Annotated in this window: 20 protein-coding genes and 1 other RNA gene; 10 read left to right on the plus strand and 11 right to left on the minus strand. The window is 63.7% G+C overall.

The genetic code is table 11. From position 1 onward, the window contains the following. On the minus strand, window positions 1-656 hold a 656-nt coding region (locus tag RMN95_RS14075), incomplete at its 3' end, for a DUF222 domain-containing protein (RefSeq protein WP_309617539.1). 359 nt (window positions 657-1,015) lie between these two features. Between RMN95_RS14075 and ssrA the strand changes: the two genes are divergently transcribed. After that, window positions 1,016-1,406: a transfer-messenger RNA gene (gene ssrA / locus RMN95_RS14080) on the plus strand. A gap of 94 nt (window positions 1,407-1,500) precedes the next feature. Here the strand turns inward: ssrA and RMN95_RS14085 are convergent. The 4 genes from RMN95_RS14085 to aroA form a co-directional block, all read right to left on the minus strand. Beyond that, window positions 1,501-2,013, minus strand: coding sequence for a septum formation family protein (locus RMN95_RS14085; RefSeq protein ID WP_309617540.1), 513 nt, complete (start codon window positions 2,011-2,013; stop codon window positions 1,501-1,503). A gap of 88 nt (window positions 2,014-2,101) precedes the next feature. Further along, a complete protein-coding gene (locus tag RMN95_RS14090; protein WP_309617541.1) occupies window positions 2,102-2,926 on the minus strand; it encodes an inositol monophosphatase family protein in 825 nt (274 codons plus the stop codon). A 38-nt stretch (window positions 2,927-2,964) separates the two neighbouring features. Further along, window positions 2,965-4,020 carry a ribosome small subunit-dependent GTPase A gene (gene rsgA, locus RMN95_RS14095; protein WP_309617542.1) on the minus strand — a complete coding sequence of 352 codons (1,056 nt, stop codon included), beginning with the start codon at window positions 4,018-4,020 and terminating at the stop codon, window positions 2,965-2,967. A gap of 24 nt (window positions 4,021-4,044) precedes the next feature. Next, window positions 4,045-5,439: a 3-phosphoshikimate 1-carboxyvinyltransferase gene (aroA, locus tag RMN95_RS14100; RefSeq protein WP_309617543.1), complete on the minus strand. Its 1,395-nt coding sequence runs from the start codon at window positions 5,437-5,439 to the stop codon at window positions 4,045-4,047. A gap of 234 nt (window positions 5,440-5,673) precedes the next feature. Between aroA and RMN95_RS14105 the strand changes: the two genes are divergently transcribed. Beyond that, window positions 5,674-6,333 carry a sigma-70 family RNA polymerase sigma factor gene (locus RMN95_RS14105; RefSeq protein ID WP_309617544.1) on the plus strand — a complete coding sequence of 220 codons (660 nt, stop codon included), beginning with the start codon at window positions 5,674-5,676 and terminating at the stop codon, window positions 6,331-6,333. Then, entirely contained in the window at window positions 6,330-6,560 is a 231-nt protein-coding gene (locus RMN95_RS14110) for a zf-HC2 domain-containing protein (protein ID WP_309617545.1), read from the plus strand. Before RMN95_RS14105 ends, RMN95_RS14110 begins: the two co-directional genes overlap by 4 nt. Before the next feature lie 300 nt (window positions 6,561-6,860). Here the strand turns inward: RMN95_RS14110 and RMN95_RS14115 are convergent, their stop codons facing one another. Beyond that, window positions 6,861-10,646, minus strand: coding sequence for a multifunctional oxoglutarate decarboxylase/oxoglutarate dehydrogenase thiamine pyrophosphate-binding subunit/dihydrolipoyllysine-residue succinyltransferase subunit (locus tag RMN95_RS14115; RefSeq protein WP_309617546.1), 3,786 nt, complete (start codon window positions 10,644-10,646; stop codon window positions 6,861-6,863). Window positions 10,647-10,780: 134 nt separating this feature from the next. Between RMN95_RS14115 and RMN95_RS14120 the strand changes: the two genes are divergently transcribed. From RMN95_RS14120 to RMN95_RS14130, 3 genes are all read left to right on the plus strand, one after another. Beyond that, a complete protein-coding gene (locus RMN95_RS14120; protein ID WP_309617547.1) occupies window positions 10,781-12,220 on the plus strand; it encodes a GuaB1 family IMP dehydrogenase-related protein in 1,440 nt (479 codons plus the stop codon). 96 nt (window positions 12,221-12,316) lie between these two features. Beyond that, window positions 12,317-13,627, plus strand: a complete 1,311-nt coding sequence (locus RMN95_RS14125; RefSeq protein ID WP_309617548.1) for a hemolysin family protein — start codon at window positions 12,317-12,319, stop codon at window positions 13,625-13,627. After that, window positions 13,627-14,661, plus strand: a complete 1,035-nt coding sequence (locus RMN95_RS14130) for a hemolysin family protein (RefSeq protein ID WP_309617549.1) — start codon at window positions 13,627-13,629, stop codon at window positions 14,659-14,661. Before RMN95_RS14125 ends, RMN95_RS14130 begins: the two co-directional genes overlap by 1 nt. Here RMN95_RS14130 and RMN95_RS14135 read toward each other — a convergent pair. Beyond that, the gene (locus tag RMN95_RS14135) at window positions 14,658-15,818 is read right to left on the minus strand and encodes an NADH:flavin oxidoreductase/NADH oxidase (protein ID WP_309617550.1); all 1,161 of its coding nucleotides are present in this window, start codon (window positions 15,816-15,818) and stop codon (window positions 14,658-14,660) included. The two genes, RMN95_RS14130 and RMN95_RS14135, sit on opposite strands and share 4 nt — an antisense overlap. Then, complete coding sequence (locus RMN95_RS14140) at window positions 15,815-16,432, minus strand: HAD family phosphatase (protein WP_309617551.1); 618 nt, start codon at window positions 16,430-16,432, stop codon at window positions 15,815-15,817. Before RMN95_RS14140 ends, RMN95_RS14135 begins: the two co-directional genes overlap by 4 nt. Window positions 16,433-16,455: 23 nt before the next feature. Here RMN95_RS14140 and RMN95_RS14145 point away from each other — a divergent pair, with 23 nt between their 5' ends. Continuing rightward, window positions 16,456-17,268: an ADP/ATP-dependent (S)-NAD(P)H-hydrate dehydratase gene (locus RMN95_RS14145; protein ID WP_309617552.1), complete on the plus strand. Its 813-nt coding sequence runs from the start codon at window positions 16,456-16,458 to the stop codon at window positions 17,266-17,268. 6 nt (window positions 17,269-17,274) lie between these two features. Here the strand turns inward: RMN95_RS14145 and RMN95_RS14150 are convergent, their stop codons facing one another. From RMN95_RS14150 to RMN95_RS14160, 3 genes are all read right to left on the minus strand, one after another. Then, a complete protein-coding gene (locus tag RMN95_RS14150) occupies window positions 17,275-18,015 on the minus strand; it encodes an amino acid ABC transporter ATP-binding protein (protein ID WP_309617553.1) in 741 nt (246 codons plus the stop codon). Next, entirely contained in the window at window positions 18,012-18,803 is a 792-nt protein-coding gene (locus RMN95_RS14155; RefSeq protein ID WP_397545102.1) for an amino acid ABC transporter permease, read from the minus strand. The genes RMN95_RS14150 and RMN95_RS14155 overlap by 4 nt, the downstream gene beginning before the upstream one ends. 105 nt (window positions 18,804-18,908) lie before the next feature. Continuing rightward, window positions 18,909-19,745: an ABC transporter substrate-binding protein gene (locus tag RMN95_RS14160; RefSeq protein WP_309617555.1), complete on the minus strand. Its 837-nt coding sequence runs from the start codon at window positions 19,743-19,745 to the stop codon at window positions 18,909-18,911. A 96-nt stretch (window positions 19,746-19,841) separates the two neighbouring features. Here RMN95_RS14160 and RMN95_RS14165 point away from each other — a divergent pair, with 96 nt between their 5' ends. The 3 genes from RMN95_RS14165 (at window position 19,842) to RMN95_RS14175 (ending at window position 22,089) form a co-directional block, all read left to right on the plus strand. Next, on the plus strand, window positions 19,842-21,095 hold the full coding sequence (locus RMN95_RS14165; protein ID WP_309617556.1) for a glycosyltransferase 87 family protein: 1,254 nt from the start codon (window positions 19,842-19,844) through the stop codon (window positions 21,093-21,095). A gap of 1 nt (window position 21,096) precedes the next feature. After that, on the plus strand, window positions 21,097-21,411 hold the full coding sequence (locus tag RMN95_RS14170; RefSeq protein ID WP_309617557.1) for a thiamine-binding protein: 315 nt from the start codon (window positions 21,097-21,099) through the stop codon (window positions 21,409-21,411). A 468-nt stretch (window positions 21,412-21,879) separates the two neighbouring features. Further along, the gene (locus tag RMN95_RS14175) at window positions 21,880-22,089 is read left to right on the plus strand and encodes a hypothetical protein (RefSeq protein WP_309617558.1); all 210 of its coding nucleotides are present in this window, start codon (window positions 21,880-21,882) and stop codon (window positions 22,087-22,089) included. Window positions 22,090-22,443 lie beyond the last annotated feature (354 nt).

The raw sequence follows: 22,443 nt of genomic DNA on the forward strand, positions 1-22,443 counted from the left end.
GGGTCAAGTAGTGCGCTCAGCCTGGTCATGCCGTCGGAGTTCTGAAACCAGGTCAGGGAACGCTTCGATAGGCGGTGTGCCTCCAGGTCAGCCACCGAACCCAAGTCGAGCTGGGCCCGAGCGGTGCGGGCGGCTTTGGCGATGTCTTCCGGTGCCGCCGCACCGATACCCGTGGAAGCGCCCGCGCGGGAAACCAGCACGGTGGCAACAACACCAAGATCGGCACCGGTGACCGTCTCGGAAGGCTTACCCAACCCCGTCATGATGGCCGCAGCGCCGGCTACCGACAGGGTGCCGTCGGTGACCGCGCCGGCCACGGTGGTAAGCCATCCGGCGTTGCCGCTGTGCACCGAGTCGAGAGCTGTCCCGGCGGTGATCATGGCGCGGGCATCGGAGAAGCTGACTCCCGTGAGCTTCTGGATCACTTTCTCGGGCGACGACTGACCCGTGCGTGCCGCTAGTCCCTGCTGGCCGAGGGCACGATCGGATCGTCGAGCTATCTCGCAGGCGATCACGGCAGAACTGGCATCCACCCGCCGACGGGCCGCACCCAACTCGCTCTGCAACGCCAACAACTGCACATCAGCCAGATCGCCGACCCCCGCCACCGACGGCAACACGATGATCGTGTCGCTGACAGAGCTGATCCGGGCCATGCCCAAGGATAGCAGTTATCGAACACAAATACTAGGGATACTGAGAATATTGGGCTATCCTTCGAACATTAATTCTAATTGACACGAACAGAGCCAAGGTTGGGATCCGTTCGGGCGCGACTTCGCTTTGTCGCACATGAGAGTGATATAACACGCATGACAACGGCGATGTCGGGCGCAACGTTCCACACAACCCGCGCTGCATCGTGACAACCGACCGACCCTTCGATCGAGTTCATTTGAATTATGGCGTGGCAGGCCATTTCGGCGTATGCTAAGAAGCTGCCCTCGGGCGGATTGGTAATTCAACAGTGCGATAGTGACCCGTTCGACACTGCGAAAGCAGCCGAATAAAGCATGGGGATGATCGGTTTCGACATTGCCTGCAAAACCGCGAGAAGCGGGTCGAGGACGCACGGTTATCTCGTAAACGATCCGTGCAAAACACAAGTGCCAATTCCAATAGCACTGTTTCTGCCAAGGCAGACCTCGCCCTCGCGGCGTAGTCTCCTCAGCAACTAAAGAAACCGTCAGGCCGGGAATGCTCTCTACCCGGACTCTGGCGTCATTCAGAGAGATTGCTGCGTTCCTGGGTCTCAGGGTAACGCGGGACTTAAACTGAGGCTGGGCCTGTTGACCTGGATGCTCGTTGCAAGGGCCAGGGCCGAGTAGAACGCTTTACGAGCTACACCCGTAGAAGGCGTGGAATTACAGCAGTGGACCGGGGTTCAATTCCCCGCATCTCCACCATGAGGTCACTATCGCATTGCTGGGCTGGCGAAAACTGTACAGACGAGAAAGGGCGCATCCCGCCGGATGCGCCCTTTCCTGCTTTGGCTGGAATCTATTTAGCGGCGCCCTCGAGCGATCCCGTGGTCTTGGCTTCCGGGTCGACGACGAGGCAAAGGATTTCGCGATCGCCCCCACCCCACCCTGCCTCGGTGGGAGTGTAATACGAGAAATCGAGCAGGGAAGTCTCCCAGTCGAGGCCAACGAAGCCGGCGAAGGCTTCGGTGCATCCGCTGACGGCCGCATCTTCGACTGCGGTGTCTCCAGGAAAGTCGCCATCGTCCATAGCGATGCTCTTGAACGCTTCGCTGTCATGGGGTTCGGTGCAGTCCACCGCCTTGACGCTGGTGACTTCGCCTTCGACGGCACTGTCGTTGAGGCAGTCGCCGACCTTCACTGTGAACACGTCGGTGTCGGTGCCCACGGGGGCATCGCTGCTCTCCGTCCCGTTCGACGAACCGTTGCCACCTCCGATGTTGCCGAGGAGGCTGCATCCGGTGAGGGAAGCTCCCGCGATGGCGATGACGGCAATCGCGCGGATGTAGGGCCTATTCATGCCAATCGTCATTGGGGTTCCTCACGTGTGCAAAGCTGCTGTGGTCGGGGTGCATTCTTCTCGATACTAGCGAATCCTGTGCCCTAAAAAGAGGCCACAACTAGTCGTCTGTTCGCGATCCAGCGGCGCCGAGGTAGCGCAGCACAGCGTCGTGCAGCACACCGTTTGTCGCCAGCGCACTCCCGCTCCAGGGCCCGTCAACCCCGTCGATCGAGGTGAACCGCCCTCCGGCTTCCGTGACGATCGGAATGAGCGCGGCCATGTCGTGCGGCTTCAGGTCGAACTCGCCCACGATGTCGATCGCCCCCTCGGCGAGAAGCATGTATGACCACATGTCGCCGATGGCCCTAGACCGCCATACCCGCCGTGTCAGCGCGACGATGTCGTCGAGCCTGCCCTCGCCATCCCAACCGGTGATGCTGTTGTAGCTCAGTGAAGCGTCAGCCAGCTCGCTCACGGCGCTCACACGTATCTGTCGCGGGCCTTCGCCCGTCGCCTGCGTCCACGCACCGTGCCCGGTCGCCGCCCACCAGCGCTTCCCGAGGGCCGGCGAGCTCACCACGCCCACAACGGGCACTCCGTCGACTGCCAGGGCGATGAGGGTGCCCCAGATGGGCACCCCGCGAAGGAAATTCGCGGTGCCGTCGATCGGATCGATGATCCATTGGCGTCGCGAGTCGCCTTCGGAGCCGTACTCCTCGCCCACAATAGAATCGGCGGGCCTCGCGGCTGCTATCCCGCTCCGGATGCCCCGCTCGACGGCCTGGTCGGCATCCGTTACCGGGGTTCGGTCGGGCTTCGTCGTGACGATGAGGTCGACCGCCCGGAAGCGGTCGAGCGAGACGAGGTCGGCTTCACCCGCCAGCGCGAGCGCTAGTGCCAAGTCATCACTCGGCGAGTATTTGGGGGCTGAAGTGTCGGTCACGCCTCCAGCGTATCGGCGGCACTCTAAGCCGCTGTACTCTAAGCCGCTGTGCTGCCGAGTGTGGTGATCAGCCTCTGGAACGAGTCGAGCCTGAGCCTGCCGATCTCTCCCAGGTCACCCGCCATCACGTGTTCGACTATGTTGCAGTCCGGCGCATCCGGCAGGTGGGTGCAGCCCCGAGGGCAACCCTGCGCAAGAAGTGCGAGGTCCGTGAAGGATTTCAGGATGTTGGTGGGGTCGACGTGCCCGAGCCCGAACGACCTGACTCCCGGAGTGTCGACGATCCAGCCGGATCCCAGGCGATACGAGACCGTGGACGATGACGTGTGGCGCCCACGCCCGGTCACGTCATTGACCCGTCCAACGGCCCGATTCGCCTCCGGAACCAGAGCGTTGACGAGAGTTGACTTTCCGACACCCGAGTGCCCTACCGCGACGGTCGTATGCCCGTCGAGAGCATCACGGATCTCGTCGAGCGGGAAGGCATCGGAGCGGCTCTCGAACACCGTTAAATCGAGCCCCGCGAAGTTGGCGAGGAAGTGTGAAGGGTCAGCGAGGTCGGTTTTGGTGATGCACAGGATAGGGGTGATCCCCGCGTCGTAGGCGGCCACCAGGTAGCGGTCAACCAGTCGCGGACGTGGCTCGGGATTGGCGGCGGCGACGACGATGAGCATTTGGTCGGCATTGGCGACGATGATCCTCTCCACGGCATCCGTATCGTCGGCGCTTCGACGCAGCAGGGTGCTTCGCGGCTGGATGCGGACTATGCGGGCCAGACTCCCGTCGTCGCCGGAAACATCGCCCACGAGGTCAACCCAATCACCGGTCACCACAGACACTTTGCCATCCTGGTTCTTGCCGAGCTCGCGCGCTTTCGCGGCGATGAGCTGGCGCTCCTCGGGCAAGCCCTCGGCGACCCACACCCCGTATCGGCCGCGGTCGACGCTGAACACCCGCGCACTGACCGCGTTGGCGTGCTCAGGTCGATTCTTACTTCTGGGCTTATTCCCCTTGGGGTTCGGCCTGACCTTTGCCGACGACTCGTCGTATTCCGAGTAGTCCCCGTCGTCTCCCTCGTCGGTGAGCCAGCTCATGGGGCCGCGCTCACTGGGCAGCGTTCATACTACGTCGATCGATTCGACCGGGCGCTGCGGTGCCCGAAGCATTTCGAACCAGAGTTCTGTGAACTGGGGGAGGGTCTTTGCGGTCGTGCCGATGTCGTCGATCTCGACCCCCTCGATCGCGAGCCCGATGATGGCACCGGCTGTGGCCATTCGGTGATCCTCGTAGCTGCGCCATGCGCCACCGTGCAGGGTCGCCGGGCACATCACGAGGCCGTCCTGCGTCTCAGTCACGTTTCCGCCGAGCCCGTTGATCTCGGCTGCCAACGCGGCGAGCCTGTCGGTTTCATGGCCGCGCAGGTGGGCGATACCGGTTAGCACCGTGTCGGAATCGGCGAGCGCTGCCACGGCCGCGACCGTCGGTGCGAGCTCGCTCGCTTCGTGCAGCGTAATGCCGTGGATGGCGCCTGTCCCGGTGACGGTCAGGTTACCGATACCGTCGCCGGTGGCGGCAAAATCCACCTTGCCACCCATGGTCCGCAGGATGTCCGGCATCCTGGCGCCGACCTGGGTGGTGTGGCGCGGCCAGCCCGTCACGGTCACCGAACCGCCAGCAATAAGCGCCGCCGCAAGAAACGGTCCGGCGTTGGAGAGGTCGGGCTCGATGTCCACGTCGCGCGCGCGGATGGCTCCCGGTCGCACGATCCACAGCCCCGGCTCCGGGCTGTCAACGCTGACGCCTCTCGCGATAAGAGCGGCGACCGTCATCTCGATATGGGGCAGGCTCGGCAGGCTCGGACCGGTGTGGCGAAGGCTCAGGCCGCGGGTAAACCTGGGTGCGGCCAGAAGCAGGCCCGAGACGAACTGGCTCGATGCGGACGCGTCGATCTCGAGGTCGCCTCCCTCAACCTCCCCGGTGCCGTAAAGGGTGAACGGCAGCGCACCGCGACCGTCGTCGCTTACATCGACGCCCAGGGTGCGCAGCGCGTCGATGGTCGTGCGCATCGGGCGCCGGTATGACGACGGGTCGCCGTCGAACGCGACGGGGCCGAGCGCGAGGGCCGCGACCGGCGGAACGAAGCGCATGACAGTTCCCGCCAGGCCGCAGTCGATTGATCCCCCGCCCAGCTCACCGGGGGTGACGAGCAGGTCGGGGCCGAAGGTGTCGGCGCCGGCGACCTCGACGATGGTGGTGCCGAGCGTGCGCAGGGCATCCATCATCAGGGCACTATCCCGTGAATGAAGGGGCGAGCGCAGCAGCGAGGGGCCGTCAGCCAGGGCGGCCAGCACTAGTTCGCGGTTGGTCAGACTTTTCGACCCCGGTAGACGCAGAGTTGCCGAGAGGGGCCCGGATGCCCGCGGCGCGGCCCACGAGCCGTCACCGACCTGCGGCAGGGCAGCATCGTCCCCATAGGGGTTGAACTGGGGTTGGGCTGCCTTCGAAATCGCCATTGGCCCCAGAGTATCTGCTCCCGCAATGGCGGCGGTATCGGAAACGGCAGCATCGACAACGGCGGCGGTATCGGCAGGGCGACAACGGGCCGCCGGAATACCCGCGCGCGCCTCACGGTTGTGCTCGTCAGACGATCACATTCATGTCAATCGAGAGGCACGGAAGCGCAAATGCCGACAGCACTTGCCGAGAGGCCGGTCATCATCCGTCTGGGCGATCTAGAATTGGCTCCGATGTCTAAAGACGAAGTAAAACTCGACGGTGTCACGACGGACGAAGCGACCACAAAGCGTGATCTCTTCGAAGAGCAGGCGCTGCCCTTCATGAACCAGTTGTACGCAGCGGCCATGCGGATGACCCGCAACCCCTCGGATGCGGCCGATCTGGTGCAGGAGACCTTCGTCAAGGCATTCCAGGCGTTCGGGCAGTTCCAGCAGGGTACCAACCTGAAGGCGTGGTTGTACCGCATCCAGACCAACACCTTCATTAACAATTACCGCAAGAACCAGCGCAATCCATACCAGGGCACCATCGACGAACTGGAGGATTGGCAGCTGGGCGGTGCGGAGTCGGTCACGCAGTCAAGTTCGACCCGGTCTGCCGAGGCCGAAGCGATCGATCATCTGCCCGACAGCGCAGTCAAGGATGCACTGCAGTCGATCCCCGAAGATTTCAGGCTTGCCGTCTACTTCGCAGATGTCGAGGGGTTCTCCTACCAGGAGGTTGCCGACATCATGAAGACCCCCGTCGGAACGGTGATGAGCCGACTCCATCGAGGCCGACGGATGCTGCGCGAATCACTCGCAGACTACGCACGCGACCGGGGCATCATTGCTGCTGCCGACGTCGCATCCACCACCAAGAGTCAAAAATTGTTCAGGAGCACGACATGACCGACTGCGGCTGCGACAAGGCTAAGGCCGAGCTAGAGGAATATCTTCACCGCGAGTTGAGCGTCACGGACAGTGCCGACGTCGCGGAGCACATGGAGAATTGCGATGACTGCTCGAGTGAGCACCTCGTAGGTATCGCCCTGACGCTCAAGGTGCGTCAGGCGTGCCAGGAGAAGGCGCCCGAAGAGCTGCTTGAGGCAGTTCGCTTGCGACTCGCCAACGCCTGAGCTAGTCCATTGCCGAGCTTGTCATCGGTCTGAGTTCGCACTGAATCACGCCCGCTGTGGCGCCAATCAGACCCAGGACTCGGTCAAGCTACCTGTGGCACCGTGCCATACGTTGCCGGCGTTCACCCCTCATCCGGTCCGAAATGACGGAGAAACACCTCGTCGTAGGATGACGAGTCGCGGAACTACGTGCCCGGGTGCTCCAGATCTCCGTCATTTCGGACGGCGAGCGGAGCAGCGCGAGCCAGCGGACGGCGAGCCAGCGGAGCGCGAGCCAGCGGATGGCGACGCCGACGGTGCCTAAATCGCCAAGGCGCGCTCGATCAGGTCCGCCTGCTCCTGCGCGCTGCGCTTGGATGATCCACTCGCCGGGGAGGCCGATGCCCTGCGGGAGGCGACTTTGATGGTGCGACCCTTCAGGTAGCGCGCCAATTCGAGGCAGATGAAGGGCCATGCACCCTGGTTCTCGGGCTCGTCCTGTGTCCACACCAGGTCGGCACCCGGATACTGGCTGAGCACCGCATTAATCTCCTGGATCGGGAGCGGATAGAACTGCTCCATGCGCACGACGGCGATAGCCTTCTCCTCGCGCTTATCCAGCTCGGCGACGATGTCGTAGTAGATCTTTCCCGCGGTCAGGATGACCCGTGTGACAGCCGACCTGTCGTCGAGCCTGCTGTCGTCGAGTACCGGTTCGAAACGCCCCTGGGTGAAGTCGCTGATCTCACTGGTGGCGCCCCGCAATCGCAGCATCGCCTTCGGGGTGAACACGACCAGCGGCCGACGCGGGCGCATGTACGCCTGACGGCGCAGCAGGTGGAAATAGGATGCGGGCGTGGAGGGGCGCGCCACGGTCATGTTGTTCTCGGCGCACAGCTGCAGGTAGCGCTCAATGCGGGCAGACGAGTGGTCGGGCCCCTGACCCTCATACCCGTGCGGCAGCAGCATGACGACGCTGGAGCGCTGGCTCCATTTCTGCTCTGCGCTGGCGATGAACTCGTCGATGACGGTCTGTGCACCGTTCGCGAAGTCTCCGAACTGGGCCTCCCAGAGTACAAGCGCATCGGGGCGTTCGACCGAGTAGCCGTACTCGAAGCCCAGGGCCGCGTACTCGCTCAGCAGCGAGTCGTAGATCCAGAGTCGAGCCTGCGAGTCAGACAGATTCGCGAGCGGCAGCCATTCCTGGCCATTCTCGCGATCGTGCAGCACGGCGTGACGCTGCACGAATGTGCCACGCCGGGTGTCCTGGCCGACCATGCGCACGGGAGTTCCCTCGAGAAGCACCGATCCGAGCGCAAAAAGCTCCCCCATGGCCCAGTCGATCGAGCCATTGCGACTCATCTCGAAGCGCTTCTTCAGGAGGGCCTGCAGTTTGGTGTGCACTGTGTACCCGGCGGGCGGGTTGTCGTGCGCGTCACCGATAAGTCGGATGACGGCTTCGTCGACACCGGTGGTTGCGGGTTCTCCTGCGGCCTCTTCGCGCTGCGACTCCGGCTTCTCGAGGTCGGCAACCGCGGCGCCACTCGCGGTGATGATCGGCATGGAGCCGGTCTGCGCGGCGTGGGTCTCAGCGAATGCGCGCTCCAGTCGATCCTGGAAATCCCGGTGGCTGGCCTCGTACTCCTCCTGTGTGATGTCGCCACGACCGACAAGACCTTCGGTGTAAAGAGTGCGCACCGAGCGCTTGGCCTCGATCAGGTTGTACATCAGTGGTTGCGTCATGGAGGGGTCGTCACCCTCATTGTGGCCGCGTCGGCGATAACAGACGAGGTCAACGACAACGTCGCGGTGAAACTCCTGACGGTAGGCGAACGCGAGCTCGGCCACGCGCACCACGGCCTCGGGGTCATCGCCGTTGACGTGGAAGATCGGCGCCTGGATGGTCTTGGCAACGTCAGTGGAGTAGGTGGAGGTGTGACCCTCGGCAGGCGGGGTGGTGAATCCAACCTGGTTGTTGATGTTCACGTGCACGGTGCCGCCTGTGCGGTACGCGCGCAGTTGCGACATCTGGAGTATTTCGACCACGATGCCCTGCCCTGACATGGCCGCGTCGCCGTGAACCATGATGGGGAGCACAGTGAAAGAACCGACCGGCCGTCGATCCTGCTTTGCGCGCACGATCCCCTCGAGCACGCCATCGACAGCCTCGAGATGCGAAGGATTGGCGGCGAGGTAGACAGGGATCTGATTGCCTGACGCGCTCGTGAAGCTACCCTCTGTACCGAGGTGGTACTTCACATCGCCCGAACCCTGGACGGTCTTCGGATCCTGGGTGCCCTCGAACTCGCGGAAGATCTGGCCGTAGGTTTTGCCCGCGATGTTGGTCAACACGCTGAGGCGACCACGGTGAGCCATGCCAATCGCCACCTCTTCGAGGTTTTCGTCCGCTGCTTTCTGGATGACGGCATCCAGTAGTGCAATGGTGGATTCGCCGCCCTCGAGACTGAAGCGTTTCTGCCCTACATATTTGGTTTGCAGGAAGGTTTCGAACGCCTCCGCCTCGTTGAGCTTGCCGAGGATATGCATCTGCTGGTCGTGGCTGGGCTTCGTGTAGGGCTTCTCGACGTGCTCCTGGATCCAGCGACGCTGCTCGGGATCCTGGATGTGCATGTATTCGATGCCGACGGTGCGACAGTACGCGTCGCGCAGCATCCCGAGAATCTCCCGCAGCAGTGCCGAGCGCCGGCCGCCGAAGCCGCCGGTCACGAACTCGCGGTCGAGATCCCAGAAGGTGAGACCGTGGCTGGAAATGTCGAGGTCGGGATGCGAGCGCTGGCGATACTCCAGCGGATCGGTGTCGGCCATCAGGTGGCCTCGCACCCGGAAAGAGTTGATGAGCTCCTGCACCCTGGCGCCCTTGCCGACGCTGTCCGCCAGGTCGACATTGATGTCGGCGGCCCAATGGATGGGGTCATACGGGATGCGCAGCGCAGCGAAGATATCCTCGTAGAAATGCTTCTCACCGATGAGGCGCTCGTGAATCTTCTTCAGGAACTCGCCAGAGCCGGCGCCCTGGATGACGCGGTGGTCGTAGGTGCTGGTGAGAGTGATGGTTTTACCGATGGCCAGCTCGGACAGCGTTTTCGGGCTCGCGCCCTGGAACTCGGCAGGGTATTCCAGCGCACCGGCTCCCACGATCGTTCCCGCGCCGCGCATGAGTCGAGGCACGGAGTGCTCAGTGCCGATGCCCCCGGGGTTGGTGAGCGAGATGGTGTTTCCGGCATAGTCGGCGCCGGTGAGTTTATTGGCGCGGCCGCGGGCGACAACGTCTTCGTAGGCCACCAGGAACTCGCCGAAACCCATGGTGTCGGCACGCTTGATACCGGGAACCACGAGGGATCGGGTTCCGTCGGCCTTCGGGATGTCGATCGCAATACCCAGGTTGATATGTGCCGGCGTGACAACGGACGGCTTACCGTCGGGCTCGTCGTAGAACACGTTCTGGCTGGGGAACTCCTTGAGCGTCTGCACGATCGCCCACGCGATCAGATGCGTGAAGGAGACCTTGCCACCGCGCGTGCGCTTGAGGTGGTTGTTGATCACAATGCGGTTGTCGATCATGAGCTTGGCCGGGATGGTGCGCACACTCGTCGCGGTCGGCACCGTGAGGCTGGAATCCATGTTCGAGGCGAGTGCCTTGGAGGCACCCTTCAGCGTGGCGACAGTGTTCTCAGGTTCGGGCTTCGCCGCTGCGGTTTCCGTAGGCGGGGTGGTCGGCGCCTTCGTCGGTGCGTCGGCAGGGATCGGCTGCGGCTTAGCCTGCACCGAGGTCGTGCGGGCGACGGGCTGGCTGCCCGTGGGTGGGCCGGTGGTCGGGGCTGCGGGGGCCGGAGTGGCGAGTTCGGGGGCGAGGGGTGCCGGGGCTGCTGCGGCGGCCACGTCGGTGTCGGGCTGTGCCTGCGCCGAGGCATCCGGAGTCGCGGTGATGGTGCTGTGGTAGTTCTCGAGAACCGGCCACCAGGACTTGTCGACCAGGTTTTTGTCTTGCAGGTAGAGCTCGTACATCTCGTCAACGAGCCATTCGTTGGCTCCAAATTCACCCGACGAGTCGCCGTCTGCTGCTATTCCGGTCACTTGGCTGGACACGGCTGACCGCCCACTTTCACTTCTTATCGAGGTCATAAATCCTTCGGTACGCGGTGAGGCGCACACCGTGACAAGCCTAATCACTTTTGCGTGGTGCCTGCTGACCCGACTGTGAGGGGTCTAGCGTAAATTTCATGCGCTTTTACGACACCGTGCCACCACACGACCTCACCTATTCCGATGTGTTCCTGGTGCCGTCACGGTCGGCGGTGAGTAGCCGACTCGACGTGTCGCTGGCGCCGAACGACGGCACCACAGCGAGCATCCCGGTCGTCTCGGCGAACATGAATTCGGTCACCGGGCCGCGACTGGCCGCAACCCTCGCCCGTCGTGGCGGACTCGGGGTGCTTCCGCAGGACATGCGTGGTCAGACCATGGATGCCGCGATTCGCTGGGTGAAGTCGCAGCCCATCGCCTTCGATGCTGCGGTCGAGCTCGCGCCACACGACACGGTAGCAACAGCGCTCTCGCTACTGCTGCCGGTGGCGGGAAATGGACTCGTCATCCATGACCAGCACGGAAAGTTTCTGGGCGCGATTCCCGCCGAGCGTCTTGCGCATGCCCTGCCCGGTGCGCCGCTGGGAGACCTGCTTGGCCAGCGACTCACCGCTATCGATGTCGACGAACTCGACGGGCCCCGCGCCGCGTTCGACCTCATGGTTGAGGCCGGCGCCACGTTTGCGACGGTGATGCATCAGGGAAAGGTGGTGGGGACGCTCAGCCGCACCGGTGCCCTGCGGTCGACCCTGTATACGCCGTCGCTCGACGGCCGTGGTCGGCTCTCGGTCGCGGCCGCGGTGGGGATCAATGGTGACGTCGCGGCCAAGGCCAGCGCGCTCGCCGAGAGCGGCGTCGACGTGATCGTCCTCGATACTGCGCACGGTCATCAGGAGGGCATGGTTCGGGCGATCGCCGCTGTGGCTTCCCTCGACCTGGGGCTGCCGATCGTTGCCGGCAATGTTGTCACGGCGGAAGCCGTCCGTGACCTGGTCGGCGTTGGTGCCACGATCATCAAGGTCGGTGTTGGCCCCGGCGCGATGTGCACGACCCGGATGATGACGGCGGTAGGTCGACCGCAGTTCTCAGCGGTGCTCGAGACCGCGGCAGAGGCAACGAGTCTCGGTGCGCACGTCTGGGCCGATGGCGGGGTGCGCTACCCGCGGGATGTCGCGCTGGCGCTGGCGGCGGGGGCCGCATCCGTCATGATCGGGTCATGGTTTGCCGGCACGATCGAAGCCCCCGGCGAGCTGGCGGTGGATGAGAACGGTCGCGCCTATAAGGAGAGCTGGGGCATGGCATCGACCAAGGCAGTGCGTGAGCGATTCGGTCGACTCGACGCCTATGAGCTGGCCCGTAAAACTCTCTTCGCCGAGGGAATCTCCAGCTCGAAGATCTACCTCGACCCGCTGCGACCGTCAGTCGAAGACCTGATCGACATGATCACATCGGGATTGCGCAGTGCGCTGAGCTACGCCGGAGCGACAAGCCTGGCGGGGTTCCACGATCGCGCGTTGGTCGGCATCCAGTCGGCGGCAGGGTACGAGGAAGGAAAGGCACTGCCGGTGAGCTGGTGAACCCGTACCCGTAGGCGTCCGTCTCGCAGTGATCACCGGTACACTTGGCTAGATAATGGACGACCCTCCCAGTAGCCGCCCTGTCGCTGGTCTCATATGAATGAACTGATCCTGCTCGGGGTCGGCCTTCTTCTTACCGTGGGCACGGGATTCTTTGTTGCCTCGGAGTTTGCTCTCGTGAACCTCGATCGCGCCGATCTGGAGGTGCGCGAATCTCGCGGCGAGCGCGGGCTCGGTATGGTCATTTCCGCGCTCAGGAAGACGTCGACTCACCTGTCCAGCGCGCAACTCGGTATCACATTGACGACTCTGCTCACGGGGTACACGCTGGAGCCCGCCTTCAGCGCATTGCTCAGGCCGGTCTTTTCCGGGTTCCTGCCTGAGGCGGCGGTCTATATCGTGTCGACTCTCATCGCCATCCTCATCGCCACCCTGCTGTCGATGATCATCGGCGAGCTGGTTCCGAAAAACCTCGCGCTTGCCCTGCCGCGGGCAACGGGCAAGATCGTGGTGCCGTTCCAGGTGGTGTTCACCACCGTATTCAAACCCGCGGTCAGCCTCCTGAACAACACGGCCAACGGCATCTTGCGCGCGATCGGTATTGAGCCCAAAGAGGAGCTCTCTGGGGCCAGGACTGCCGAAGAACTCACCTCGCTGGTGCGCCGTTCTGCCAGCGAAGGCAGCCTCGACCGTGACACCGCGACTTTGCTTGCACGTACCCTCGCCTTTGCCGACCACACCGCACAGGATGTCATGACACCCCGTCCTCGGCTGGCCAGCATCGATCGCAGTGACACGGCACAGGATGTCATCGACCTCGCCCGCCGCACAGGATTCTCGCGCTTCCCCGTGCTCGACGACAGCATCGACGACGTGGTGGGCTTCGTGCATGTGAAGCAGGCCGTGGCTGTTCCCCGCAAGAAGCGGTCGAAGGTTCCCGTGTCTGCGCTTCAATCAGAGGCACTGCGGGTCCCAGAAACGATGAAACTGGATTCGCTGCTCGCCGAACTCCGGGGTCGGGGCTACCAGATGGCCGTGGTGTTGGATGAATATGGCGGCACCGCGGGGCTTGCCACCCTGGAGGATCTCGTCGAAGAGCTGGTGGGCGAGGTGTCGGACGAGCACGACCGTACCAAGGCAGACGTGGTGCGCTCGCGCGACTGGTTCACGTTCCCCGGCATCCTTCGCCCTGACGAGCTGCTGGAACGCACCTCCGTGGTCGTGCCGGAGGAAGGCCCGTTCGAGACCGTGGCCGGATGGTTGATGAGCGAGCTCGGGCGATTGCCGATGGTGGGCGACACCGTCGACATTGCTGCGGGGACCTTCCGAATCGAGCGACTGGATGGCCGCAGGATCGACCGCGTGCGGTACACCCCCCGAAGCGAATCTGCCGGGGGGGAGCGCTAATGGATGCGTGGGGAATCGTCTGGCTGTTCGTGCTGCTCGGTATCAACGCCTTCTTCGTCGGCGCAGAGTTTGCTGTCATCTCAGCACGACGATCCCAGATCGAGCCGCTCGCCGAAGCGGGCTCCCGCCCGGCGAAGACCGCGCTCTGGGCGATGGAGCACGCGACCCTGATGCTCGCCGCCTGCCAGCTCGGTATCACGGTGTGCTCGCTGCTGATCCTGAATGTGTCAGAACCGGCCATCCATCACCTGCTCGAAATACCGCTGGCGCTCACCGGCCTGCCCGAAGAGGTGATGGGGACCATCGCGTTCATCATCGCCCTGCTCATCGTGTCATTCCTGCATGTCGTGCTTGGAGAGATGGTGCCGAAAAACCTGTCGTTCTCGGTTCCGGATCGGGCGGTGCTGATCCTGGCACCGCCGCTGGTGTTCGTGGCCACCGTGTTCCGACCCATCATCGTTGCCCTTAATGCGACCGCTAACGCCATCCTGCGGCTGGTCGGGGTCGAACCCAGGAACGAGGCAAACAGTGTCTTCACCCTCGACGAGGTGGCGACGATCGCCGCACAGTCGACCAGGGAGGGCGTGCTCAACGATTCCGGCGGCACACTCAACGCCGCATTCGAGTTCACCTCTAAGAAGGTTCGGGATATCGCCATCGCGATGACCGCGCTCGTCACACTTCCCGAGGATGCCACTCCGGCAGACGTGGAGAAGTCCGTCGCGAGGCACGGATTCTCCCGCTACATCCTGATCAATGATGATGGGGAGCCCACCGGTTACCTGCACCTCAAAGACGTTATTGACGTCGACGGTGACGAATACACCGAACCTGTCGCACCGAAGCGCATCCGGCAATTGATTTCGATCTTCCGCGGCACCGACCTCGAAGATGCCCTCGCCACGATGCGCCACTCAGGCGTGCACGTCGCTCGGGCCTTCGATGAGAACGGCGCCACCCGCGGAGTGTTGTTCCTGGAAGACATCATCGAGGAACTCGTCGGCGAAGTGCAGGACGCTACTAGGCGCAACTAGGCCGAATCCTCGGTCGCAGGCTCCCTCGGCGCTGGCACTGCGGTCTTCGCGGCGCCTGCGGAAACGCTGGCGCGTTTCTCATAGCTCCAGCGCGCCCGTTCGTACTGCGGCGGGTAATAACCGAGCTCGACGCCGAGTTCGGCGGCAGCCCGCCATGCGAAATGCGGATCACGCATCATTTCGCGACCCATCATCACCGCATCGGCTTGGCCGGACTCGATAATGTCGTTGGCCTGACGAGCCTCCGTGATCAGTCCGACAGCGCTGACGGGGGCGTCTGCGGTCTTATGCACGAACTCTGCGAACGGAACCTGGTAACCGGGAGTCAACGGGATGCGCACCCCGCTCACCAGGCCACCGGTCGAGATATCGAAGAAGTCGGCGCCTGCATCACGAGCCCAGCCCGCAACGGTCGCGGTCTGCTCTTGGTCCCATCCACCCTCGGCCCAATCGGTAGCGGAGAAGCGGACCAGGAGGGGAACCTCGGTTCCGACCGCGGCACGGATGGCCGCAACGATCTCCAGGAGCAGGCGGGCGCGATTCTCGAGGCCGCCGCCGTACTCGTCGGTGCGGTGATTGGAGAGGGGGGAAAGGAACTGGTGCACGAGGTAGCCGTGTGCCGCGTGGATCTCGATCAGCTGGAATCCGGAATCGAGGGCTCTCAGGGCACTTGCCACGAAGTCGGCGACGATACCTGCCAGCTCGGACGCATCGAGCGCACGCGGAGTGGCGTATCCGTCGAAGGCGATCGCCGACGGGGCGACAGGCTCCCAGCCACCATCCTCGGGCGACCAGGTGCCGCGATGGTGATCCCACTGACGCGCCGTGGACGCCTTACGCCCGGCATGAGCGAGCTGGATGCCTGCCACGGCGCCCTGCGACCTGATGAACGAGACAACGCGAGCCCAGGCGTCGCGCTGGTCGTCGTTCCAGAGGCCGGTGTCCTGCGGTGAGATGCGACCCTCCGGGCTCACCGAGGTGGCCTCGGTCATCACCAGACCGGCACCGCCGAGCGCGAAGGAGCCGAGGTGCACCAGGTGCCAGTCGGTGGGCACGCCATCCCGTTTCTCGACCGAATACTGGCACAGCGGTGCGACCCAGAGCCGGTTGCGAAAGGTGGTGCCACGAAGAGTGAGAGGGGAAAACAGAGAGGTCATGACGAGAGTGAACGCAGGAAGGCCCCAAGACCTTCCACACTCGTGAAATGGTGCACCGTCACTCCGAGTTGAAGCGCCGCATCGGTGTTGATCGACTTATTGTCGACGAAGACCATCTGCGCGAGATCGATACCGAGCCCGTCGGCGACCTCGACGTAAATCGCCGGATCTGGCTTGATCGCATCCATCTCGGCGCTGACAAAAACACGCTCGAAAAATCTGCCCATGGGCGAGCGTCGAAATCCGCTCGCGAAGTCGAAACCGGCATTAGAGAGGATCGCGAGGCGGGTTCCGCCCTCATGCAGTTGCTCGATCAGGTCGACGGTGCCGGGTTGGATGCTCCACCAACTGCGGAAATCGGCCACCCAGAGCTCATGCACTCGGGATGCGCGCCAGCTGACCCCGAGGTCTGCTGCGACGAGCGCCCAATACTCGGGGATGCTGACGGTGCCCTGGTCCAGATCGTCGCGGTGGGCCCAGTACGAGCGCCAGAACGGTTCGGCATCGCAACCGGAGATGGCCAGGAGTGCACTCGTGTCAGCGTCGCTCGGCGAGCGAGAGATCACCTCGCCATAGTCGAAAACGACTACGCGGTTGGGGATGCTGATAGCCACGACTCCAAACTATCGTGAGACCCATGGATGTATACACGGCGTGGACCGCAGAGGACGCCGCAGGGCGAATAGCCGTGCCGCGGGAGGGCGACGATAAGTACTCTCGAGGCGTGCTCGGAGTGATTACCGGTTCACTGATGTATCCGGGTGCCGCCGTGCTCGGAGTGGAGGCGGCGCTGCACACCGGCGTGGGCATGGTGCGCTACCTCGGCCCGCCGCGGGCCGCCGACCTCGTGCTGCAGCGCCGGCCGGAAGCGGTCACCAACGCCGGTCGTGTGCAGGCCTGGCTGATGGGCTCCGGGATGGATCACCTCGAGCGCGACAGCCTCGACCAGATGGTGCAGGCGCTCTCGCAGCCCGTAGCGGTGGTGCTTGATGGGGGAGCGCTGGACCTCCACGCCCAGGCTGCCGGGCCCGTCGTCATGACCCCGCACTATCGCGAACTGGCGCGGCTGCTGGGCGCCGACCGTGCTGCCATCGCGGCCGACCCGGCCGCGTGGGCGCGCACGGCGGCCGACGACCTCGGCGTCACGGTGCTGCTCAAAGGCCACACCACCTACATCGCCGGACCGGGAATCTCGCTCCGTGTCGCGACGGCGCCAACCTGGCTGGCGACGGCGGGGGCAGGTGATGCGCTCGCGGGCATCCTCGGTGCGCTGGTCGCCACTCACGCGCAGCAGATCCAGGATGACCCGGCAGAGCTCGCCCGACTGGCAGCGACCGCGGCAGTGGTGCATGGCCTCGCCGCCGAGCGTGCCTCGAGCGGCGGTCCGCTCACGATCCTCAGCCTTGCGGCCGCCGTGCCCGCGACGATCGCGGAGTTGCTGCGCGACTGACGCGACCTACGTGAGGAAGCGACCGAGGAACTCCTGGGTGCGAGCCTCGCGCGGCGAGCCGAACACCTCGGCGGGGGTGCCCCGCTCGGCGATGATGCCGTGGTCGAGGAAGACGATGGTGTCTGCGACATCCCGGGCGAACGCCATCTCGTGGGTCGCCATGACAATGGTCGCGCCATCGGCCGCCAGCGCACGCACCAGGTCGAGCACCTCGGTGACGAGTTCGGGGTCGAGTGCGCTAGTAATTTCGTCGAGCAGCAGCAGTTCGGGGCTCGTGGCGATGGCTCGCACGATGGCGGCACGCTGCTGCTGGCCTCCGGACAAACGATCCGGAAAGGCCTTCGCCTGCGCGGCCAGCCCCACACGCTCGAGCAGCTCGAGTCCCCGCGCCTCGGCCTCGGCGCGGGGCATCCTGAGCACATGACGCGAGGCGAGTGTGACATTGTCGAGCACGCTCAGGTGCGGGAACAGGTTGTAGCTCTGAAAAACCGCGCCGATGCGGGCCCGAACCGCATCCGATTTGGTCGTCGGGTCGCTGATATCGACACCCTGCAACCAGATTTGGCCGTCGTCGATGTGCTCGAGAAGATTAATGGTGCGCAGCAGTGTGGATTTGCCGGATCCACTGGAGCCGATGACGGCGACAACCTCGTGCGAGTTGATCGAGAGGTCTATGCCGCGAAGCACCGCGGTGTCGCCGAAGGACTTGTGAATGTTGTCGAGCCGCAGCACGGCGGTGTCGTTCATACGATGCCGCCACTTTGCTCGCGGGCCCTGAGTCGTGCCGAAACCCAGTCTGTGAGCCTGATGAGCGGGAGCGCCAGGAGCACGAACAGCAGCCCGGCCACCACATACGGGGTGTAGTTGAAAAAATGTGCGGTCTCGATCTGGGCGCCGCGCACCGCGTCGATGGCGCCGAGCACCGAAATCAGGCCGACATCTTTTTGCATGGCGACAAAATCGTTCATCAGCGCCGGGGTCACCTTGCGCACGGCCTGGGGAAGCACCACGAGTCGCATGGTCTTGCCGTGGCCGAGCCCGAGGGCACGAGCCGCCAGCCTTTGGGATGGATGCACCGCCTCGATGCCCGCCCGGAAGACCTCAGAGACGTAGGCCGAATAGGTGAGAACCAGCGCGACTGTTCCGAGCACTTCCAAGGGGATGCGAGGCCCATCCGCTCCCAGCAGCCCGGGGATGCCGTACCCCACAAGATAGAGCGTGATGATCAGCGGCAGGCCGCGGAACAGGTCTGTGTAGCCCGCCGCGAGGGCTCGGAGCGGGAAGAAGATCGACCCCCGCAGCGTCCTGATCGCGGCGATGATGATACTCAGAACGATCACTCCCACAGCGGCGAACAGCAGCACCCGCAGGTTCAGCAGGAACCCGTCCCAGACCCTGGGGAGTGATTGCAGCGCGACCGACGGGTCGAAGAAGGTCTGCTGTACCCTCGCCCAGCCCGGCGTGTTCACGATAGTTATCCACGCGACGGTCGCAAGCACGATGGTGCTGGCAAGGCTGATCGCCACTGAGGTCATGCCCTGGCGCCGACGGAAGGCCCGACGCCCGAGTTCGACGGAGCTCGGCTGCCGGGCCGGGAGGTCGCTGAAACTCACGCGTCCACGCTAGCCGAGGTGCGGGGCCTACTTGAGCAGGGGTGCGTCAGCCGCATCCGCCAGCCACGTGTCAGCAAGCTTTTGCAGAGTTCCGTTTTCTCGCAGGGCATCGACTGACGCCGTGACGCGCGCGGTGAGCGGGCTGTCTTTGGCGAGAACGAGGCCGAAGGCATCGCCTGAACCCTCCCCCCGGGGCAACTGGCCGATGATGATGCCGTCGGTCAGCTCCACGCCCGTGAGGTAAAAGGCCGTCGGCAGGTCGACGACGATCGCATCGACAGTTCCATTCTCGAGTGCGAGTTTCGCATCGTCGTTGGTGTTGAAAACCTGCGCGCCGGCCGTGGGCGCGATCTGCTGCTCAACGGCGTCAAAGCTGGTGGTGCCGGTCTGGGCACCGATCAGCAGACCTTTCAGATCGGCAATGGATGTCGCATCCGCCGCCTTCGATGCCGCCGTTGTGATGACCACCTGTGTTGTCTCGTAATACGGTGAACTGAAGTCGACGTTGGCCCTGCGCTCCTCGGTGATGGAGAACTGTTGGAGGTTGAAGTCGAAGTCTTTGGCCCCGGGAGCGACGGCCTGATCGAATGTTGAGCGCACCCAGACCACATCTTCTTTGGCGAAACCGAGATCCTCGGCCACGGCGTAGCCCACGGCGGCCTCGAAACCTTCTCCGGTTTCGGGCGCGTCGTCGATCACCCAGGGGTAGTAGGCGGGCAGCCCCGTGCCGATAGTCAGTTTTCCCTCGGTGACAAAGCCAGCGTCAGTTCCGGCAGTCCCTGCGCCCGGGGCGCACCCGGCGACGCCGAGGGCAAGGGCGGCAGCGCCTACTGCTGCGATGATTCGGAGGGTCGTTCGAGGCATGGGGGCTCCTTCGGGCGGCTGTGTTCGACAATCATCGCGCAGCAGTGATGTGTTGCGCGACCCAGGGTCGAATTATTACCGCGTTACGCTGTCGATATGACGGATGCCGCGCCTCGCACTGTCGTGGGCGCTGGCATTGTGCACAGCACTGTGGCCGCGTGGGCCGGTTTCGTGCTGGTGCATGCGTGGCTGGTGGGGCTCTGCCTGTATGGCCCCGGCTCCGGCATGAACGACGTGTCGATCGTGTACCGACAGTGGACCGAGCAGGCCGTCAACGCCGGAATCGTCGTGGGGATCGACGTTGCCTGGGTCTATCCCATTCTGGCTATCGTTCCGATGGTCATTGCGGCGCTGCTTGGCCCGGCGAACTATGTCGTCGCGTGGCTCGGCCTTGTCACAGTATTGAACGCCGGTGCATTCGCCTTCCTCGCGAAGAGAAATCGCATTCCTGCCGCTTGGTGGTGGCTCGCCTTTCTCCTCCTCCTTGGTCCGATCACACTCGCACGAATCGACGCGGTGACAGTCTCGCTGGGCATTATCGGTGTGTTGCTGTTGGCGACGCGGCCGCGAGTCGCTGGCATCGTACTGGCGGTCGCAACCTGGGTGAAGGTGTGGCCCGCTGTGCTCATTGCCGCCGGGCTGGTCACCCTGCGCGGCCGATGGCGCATCCTTTTCTCCGGCGCGCTGGTGTCTGGGGCGATTGTCACGGTGGCGCTGCTGCTGGGAAGCGGCGCGCGGCTGTTCAGCTTCATCACCGAGCAGACCGGTCGGGGGCTGCAGATCGAGGCACCGGTGACTACTTTCTGGATGTGGGCGGCGTTTGCGGGCCAGCCTGGCGCCGCGGTGTATTTCGACTCCCAGATCATCACGTACCAGATGAAAGGAGCGGGGGTGGATGTCGCGGCCAGCCTCATGACGCCGCTGCTGGTCGTCGTGGTGGCTGTCGTCGTGCTGCTCGGCGTGCGGGCGATGCGCGCCAGGGCGCCGGCGGCTGAGGTTCTTCCCTCGCTGTCGCTTGCCCTGGTGGTGGCGCTCATCGCGTTCAATAAGGTCGGATCTCCCCAGTTCATCGGGTGGATCGCGGTGCCGATCGTGCTCGGGCTCGCGACCAGCCTCGGGTCGCCCGACGCGGCAGCGTTCAGGACGCCCGCGATTCTGGCCCTGGCCATCGGGGTCCTCACCCAGCTGCTGTATCCGTATCTGTACGACTATCTGGTCATGCTGCATCCGGCCATGCTGGTCGCCCTTTCCCTGCGAAACCTGCTGGAATTTGTGCTGCTGGGCTGGGCGATACGGTCACTGGTCATGGCGACACGCTTTCGCCGTCGCGTCTCACTATCAAGGAGTTGACATGCTCGTAGCATTTTCGGTGGCACCCAGCGGTTCAGAGGGCGGCGGTGATTCGGTGCACCACGCGGTCGCCGCGGCGGTGACGGTAGTGCGCGAATCCGGGTTACCGAACAGCACCGACTCGATGTTCACCACGATTGAGGGGGAATGGGATGAGGTATTCGATGTGATACGCCGCGCCACCGAGGCGGTCGGTGCCTACGGCACTCGAGTCTCGCTGGTGCTGAAAGCCGACATCCGGCCGGGGTACGTCGGGGAGCTCACCGGCAAAGTGGAGCGTCTTGAGCGGGCCATCGCCGACGCCAACCTCGACTGAGTCGAGCCCTCCAGTGTCTTGCGCCTGAAATTCGCTGGGCAAGTTGTAGGACGGGGTATGCCAAGAATTGGATGTAGGAAGGCTGAACTGATCCTGAGCGATGAGGATCGGGAGCAATTGCTGGGTTGGTCCCGGCGGGCGAAGTCGTCGCAGGCGTTGGCGTTGCGGTCACGGATTGTCCTCGGCCGCGGTGGGGGTCTGGATAACAAGGCGGTGGCCAAGCGGGTGGGCTGCTCGACTAATACGGTCAGCAGATGGTGTGCCCGCTGTGTGCAGGACCGCCTCGATTTCTGGTCGATGAGCCGCGTCCAGAGCGCCCTGCAATGATCACCGCTGACCGGGTCGAGGCGGTCGTCGTGGCGACGTTGGAGTCGACGCCGAAAAACGCGACGCATTGGTCGAGGACGTAGATGGCCGATCGCAGCGGGCTGTCGAAGTCGACGATCCGACGGATGCGACGGAGAATTGGTGCTTTTGTTGGAGTATTTCAAAGGGATGGAGATCCAAAATAGTGAATTTCGCCCAATCAGCGTGCTGTTTGGACACACTGTTGAAACCGAGTCGCTGCTTCCGAAAATTGCAATGAGGCTGTCGGTCGACTACGACGAGATGAGATTGATTGGTGCTGATGCTAAACGCCTCGAGAAAATCCAGACGTCAGAATCGCTCGCAGAATAGGGGAGAGAGCGGACAACCTGAAGATGTTAACGGCAACCTAAAAATTCTCATAGCACCAGAGCGGAACTGGCAAATTGGCGTCGAGCCGCGGACGAACAAGGTCCAATTTGGTTATGACATCATCCCAATCGGTACCGAGGCTCCACACTCTCGAAAGCCCGCGTTATGGCGTCGTCCTCCATGCTTCATCACAAAGATGAGGTGCGAAACAGCGGCGCTCGCATGGACTATCGTCCGGTTGTCTGATAACTTCACGGAGACAGCGCCGTTACCTCATCCTTATTGCACGCAAGCAGCAAGCGCGTCGGACGGCAACGACAGCTGAGAACGAACTGACTAGCGGGAGGACCCAGG

Source organism: Salinibacterium sp., from assembly GCF_031364185.1.
Classification (GTDB): Bacteria; Actinomycetota; Actinomycetes; order Actinomycetales; family Microbacteriaceae; genus Rhodoglobus.

Excerpts from the sequence above, each read along its gene's own strand:
- RMN95_RS14150 (WP_309617553.1), bottom strand. The coding sequence starts at position 18,015 with ATGAACGACACCGCCGTGCTGCGGCTCGACAACATTCACAAGTCCTTC.
- aroA (WP_309617543.1), bottom strand. The coding sequence starts at position 5,439 with ATGGCGATTTCGAAGGCAGCCCAACCCCAGTTCAACCCCTATGGGGAC.
- RMN95_RS14110 (WP_309617545.1), top strand. The coding sequence starts at position 6,330 with ATGACCGACTGCGGCTGCGACAAGGCTAAGGCCGAGCTAGAGGAATAT.
- rsgA (WP_309617542.1), bottom strand. The coding sequence starts at position 4,020 with ATGAGCTGGCTCACCGACGAGGGAGACGACGGGGACTACTCGGAATAC.
- RMN95_RS14105 (WP_309617544.1), top strand. The coding sequence starts at position 5,674 with ATGTCTAAAGACGAAGTAAAACTCGACGGTGTCACGACGGACGAAGCG.
- RMN95_RS14170 (WP_309617557.1), top strand. The coding sequence starts at position 21,097 with ATGCTCGTAGCATTTTCGGTGGCACCCAGCGGTTCAGAGGGCGGCGGT.
- RMN95_RS14125 (WP_309617548.1), top strand. The coding sequence starts at position 12,317 with ATGAATGAACTGATCCTGCTCGGGGTCGGCCTTCTTCTTACCGTGGGC.
- RMN95_RS14160 (WP_309617555.1), bottom strand. The coding sequence starts at position 19,745 with ATGCCTCGAACGACCCTCCGAATCATCGCAGCAGTAGGCGCTGCCGCC.
- RMN95_RS14145 (WP_309617552.1), top strand. The coding sequence starts at position 16,456 with ATGGATGTATACACGGCGTGGACCGCAGAGGACGCCGCAGGGCGAATA.
- RMN95_RS14085 (WP_309617540.1), bottom strand. The coding sequence starts at position 2,013 with ATGACGATTGGCATGAATAGGCCCTACATCCGCGCGATTGCCGTCATC.
- RMN95_RS14155 (WP_397545102.1), bottom strand. The coding sequence starts at position 18,803 with ATGACCTCAGTGGCGATCAGCCTTGCCAGCACCATCGTGCTTGCGACC.
- RMN95_RS14120 (WP_309617547.1), top strand. The coding sequence starts at position 10,781 with ATGCGCTTTTACGACACCGTGCCACCACACGACCTCACCTATTCCGAT.
- RMN95_RS14135 (WP_309617550.1), bottom strand. The coding sequence starts at position 15,818 with ATGACCTCTCTGTTTTCCCCTCTCACTCTTCGTGGCACCACCTTTCGC.
- RMN95_RS14130 (WP_309617549.1), top strand. The coding sequence starts at position 13,627 with ATGGATGCGTGGGGAATCGTCTGGCTGTTCGTGCTGCTCGGTATCAAC.
- RMN95_RS14165 (WP_309617556.1), top strand. The coding sequence starts at position 19,842 with ATGACGGATGCCGCGCCTCGCACTGTCGTGGGCGCTGGCATTGTGCAC.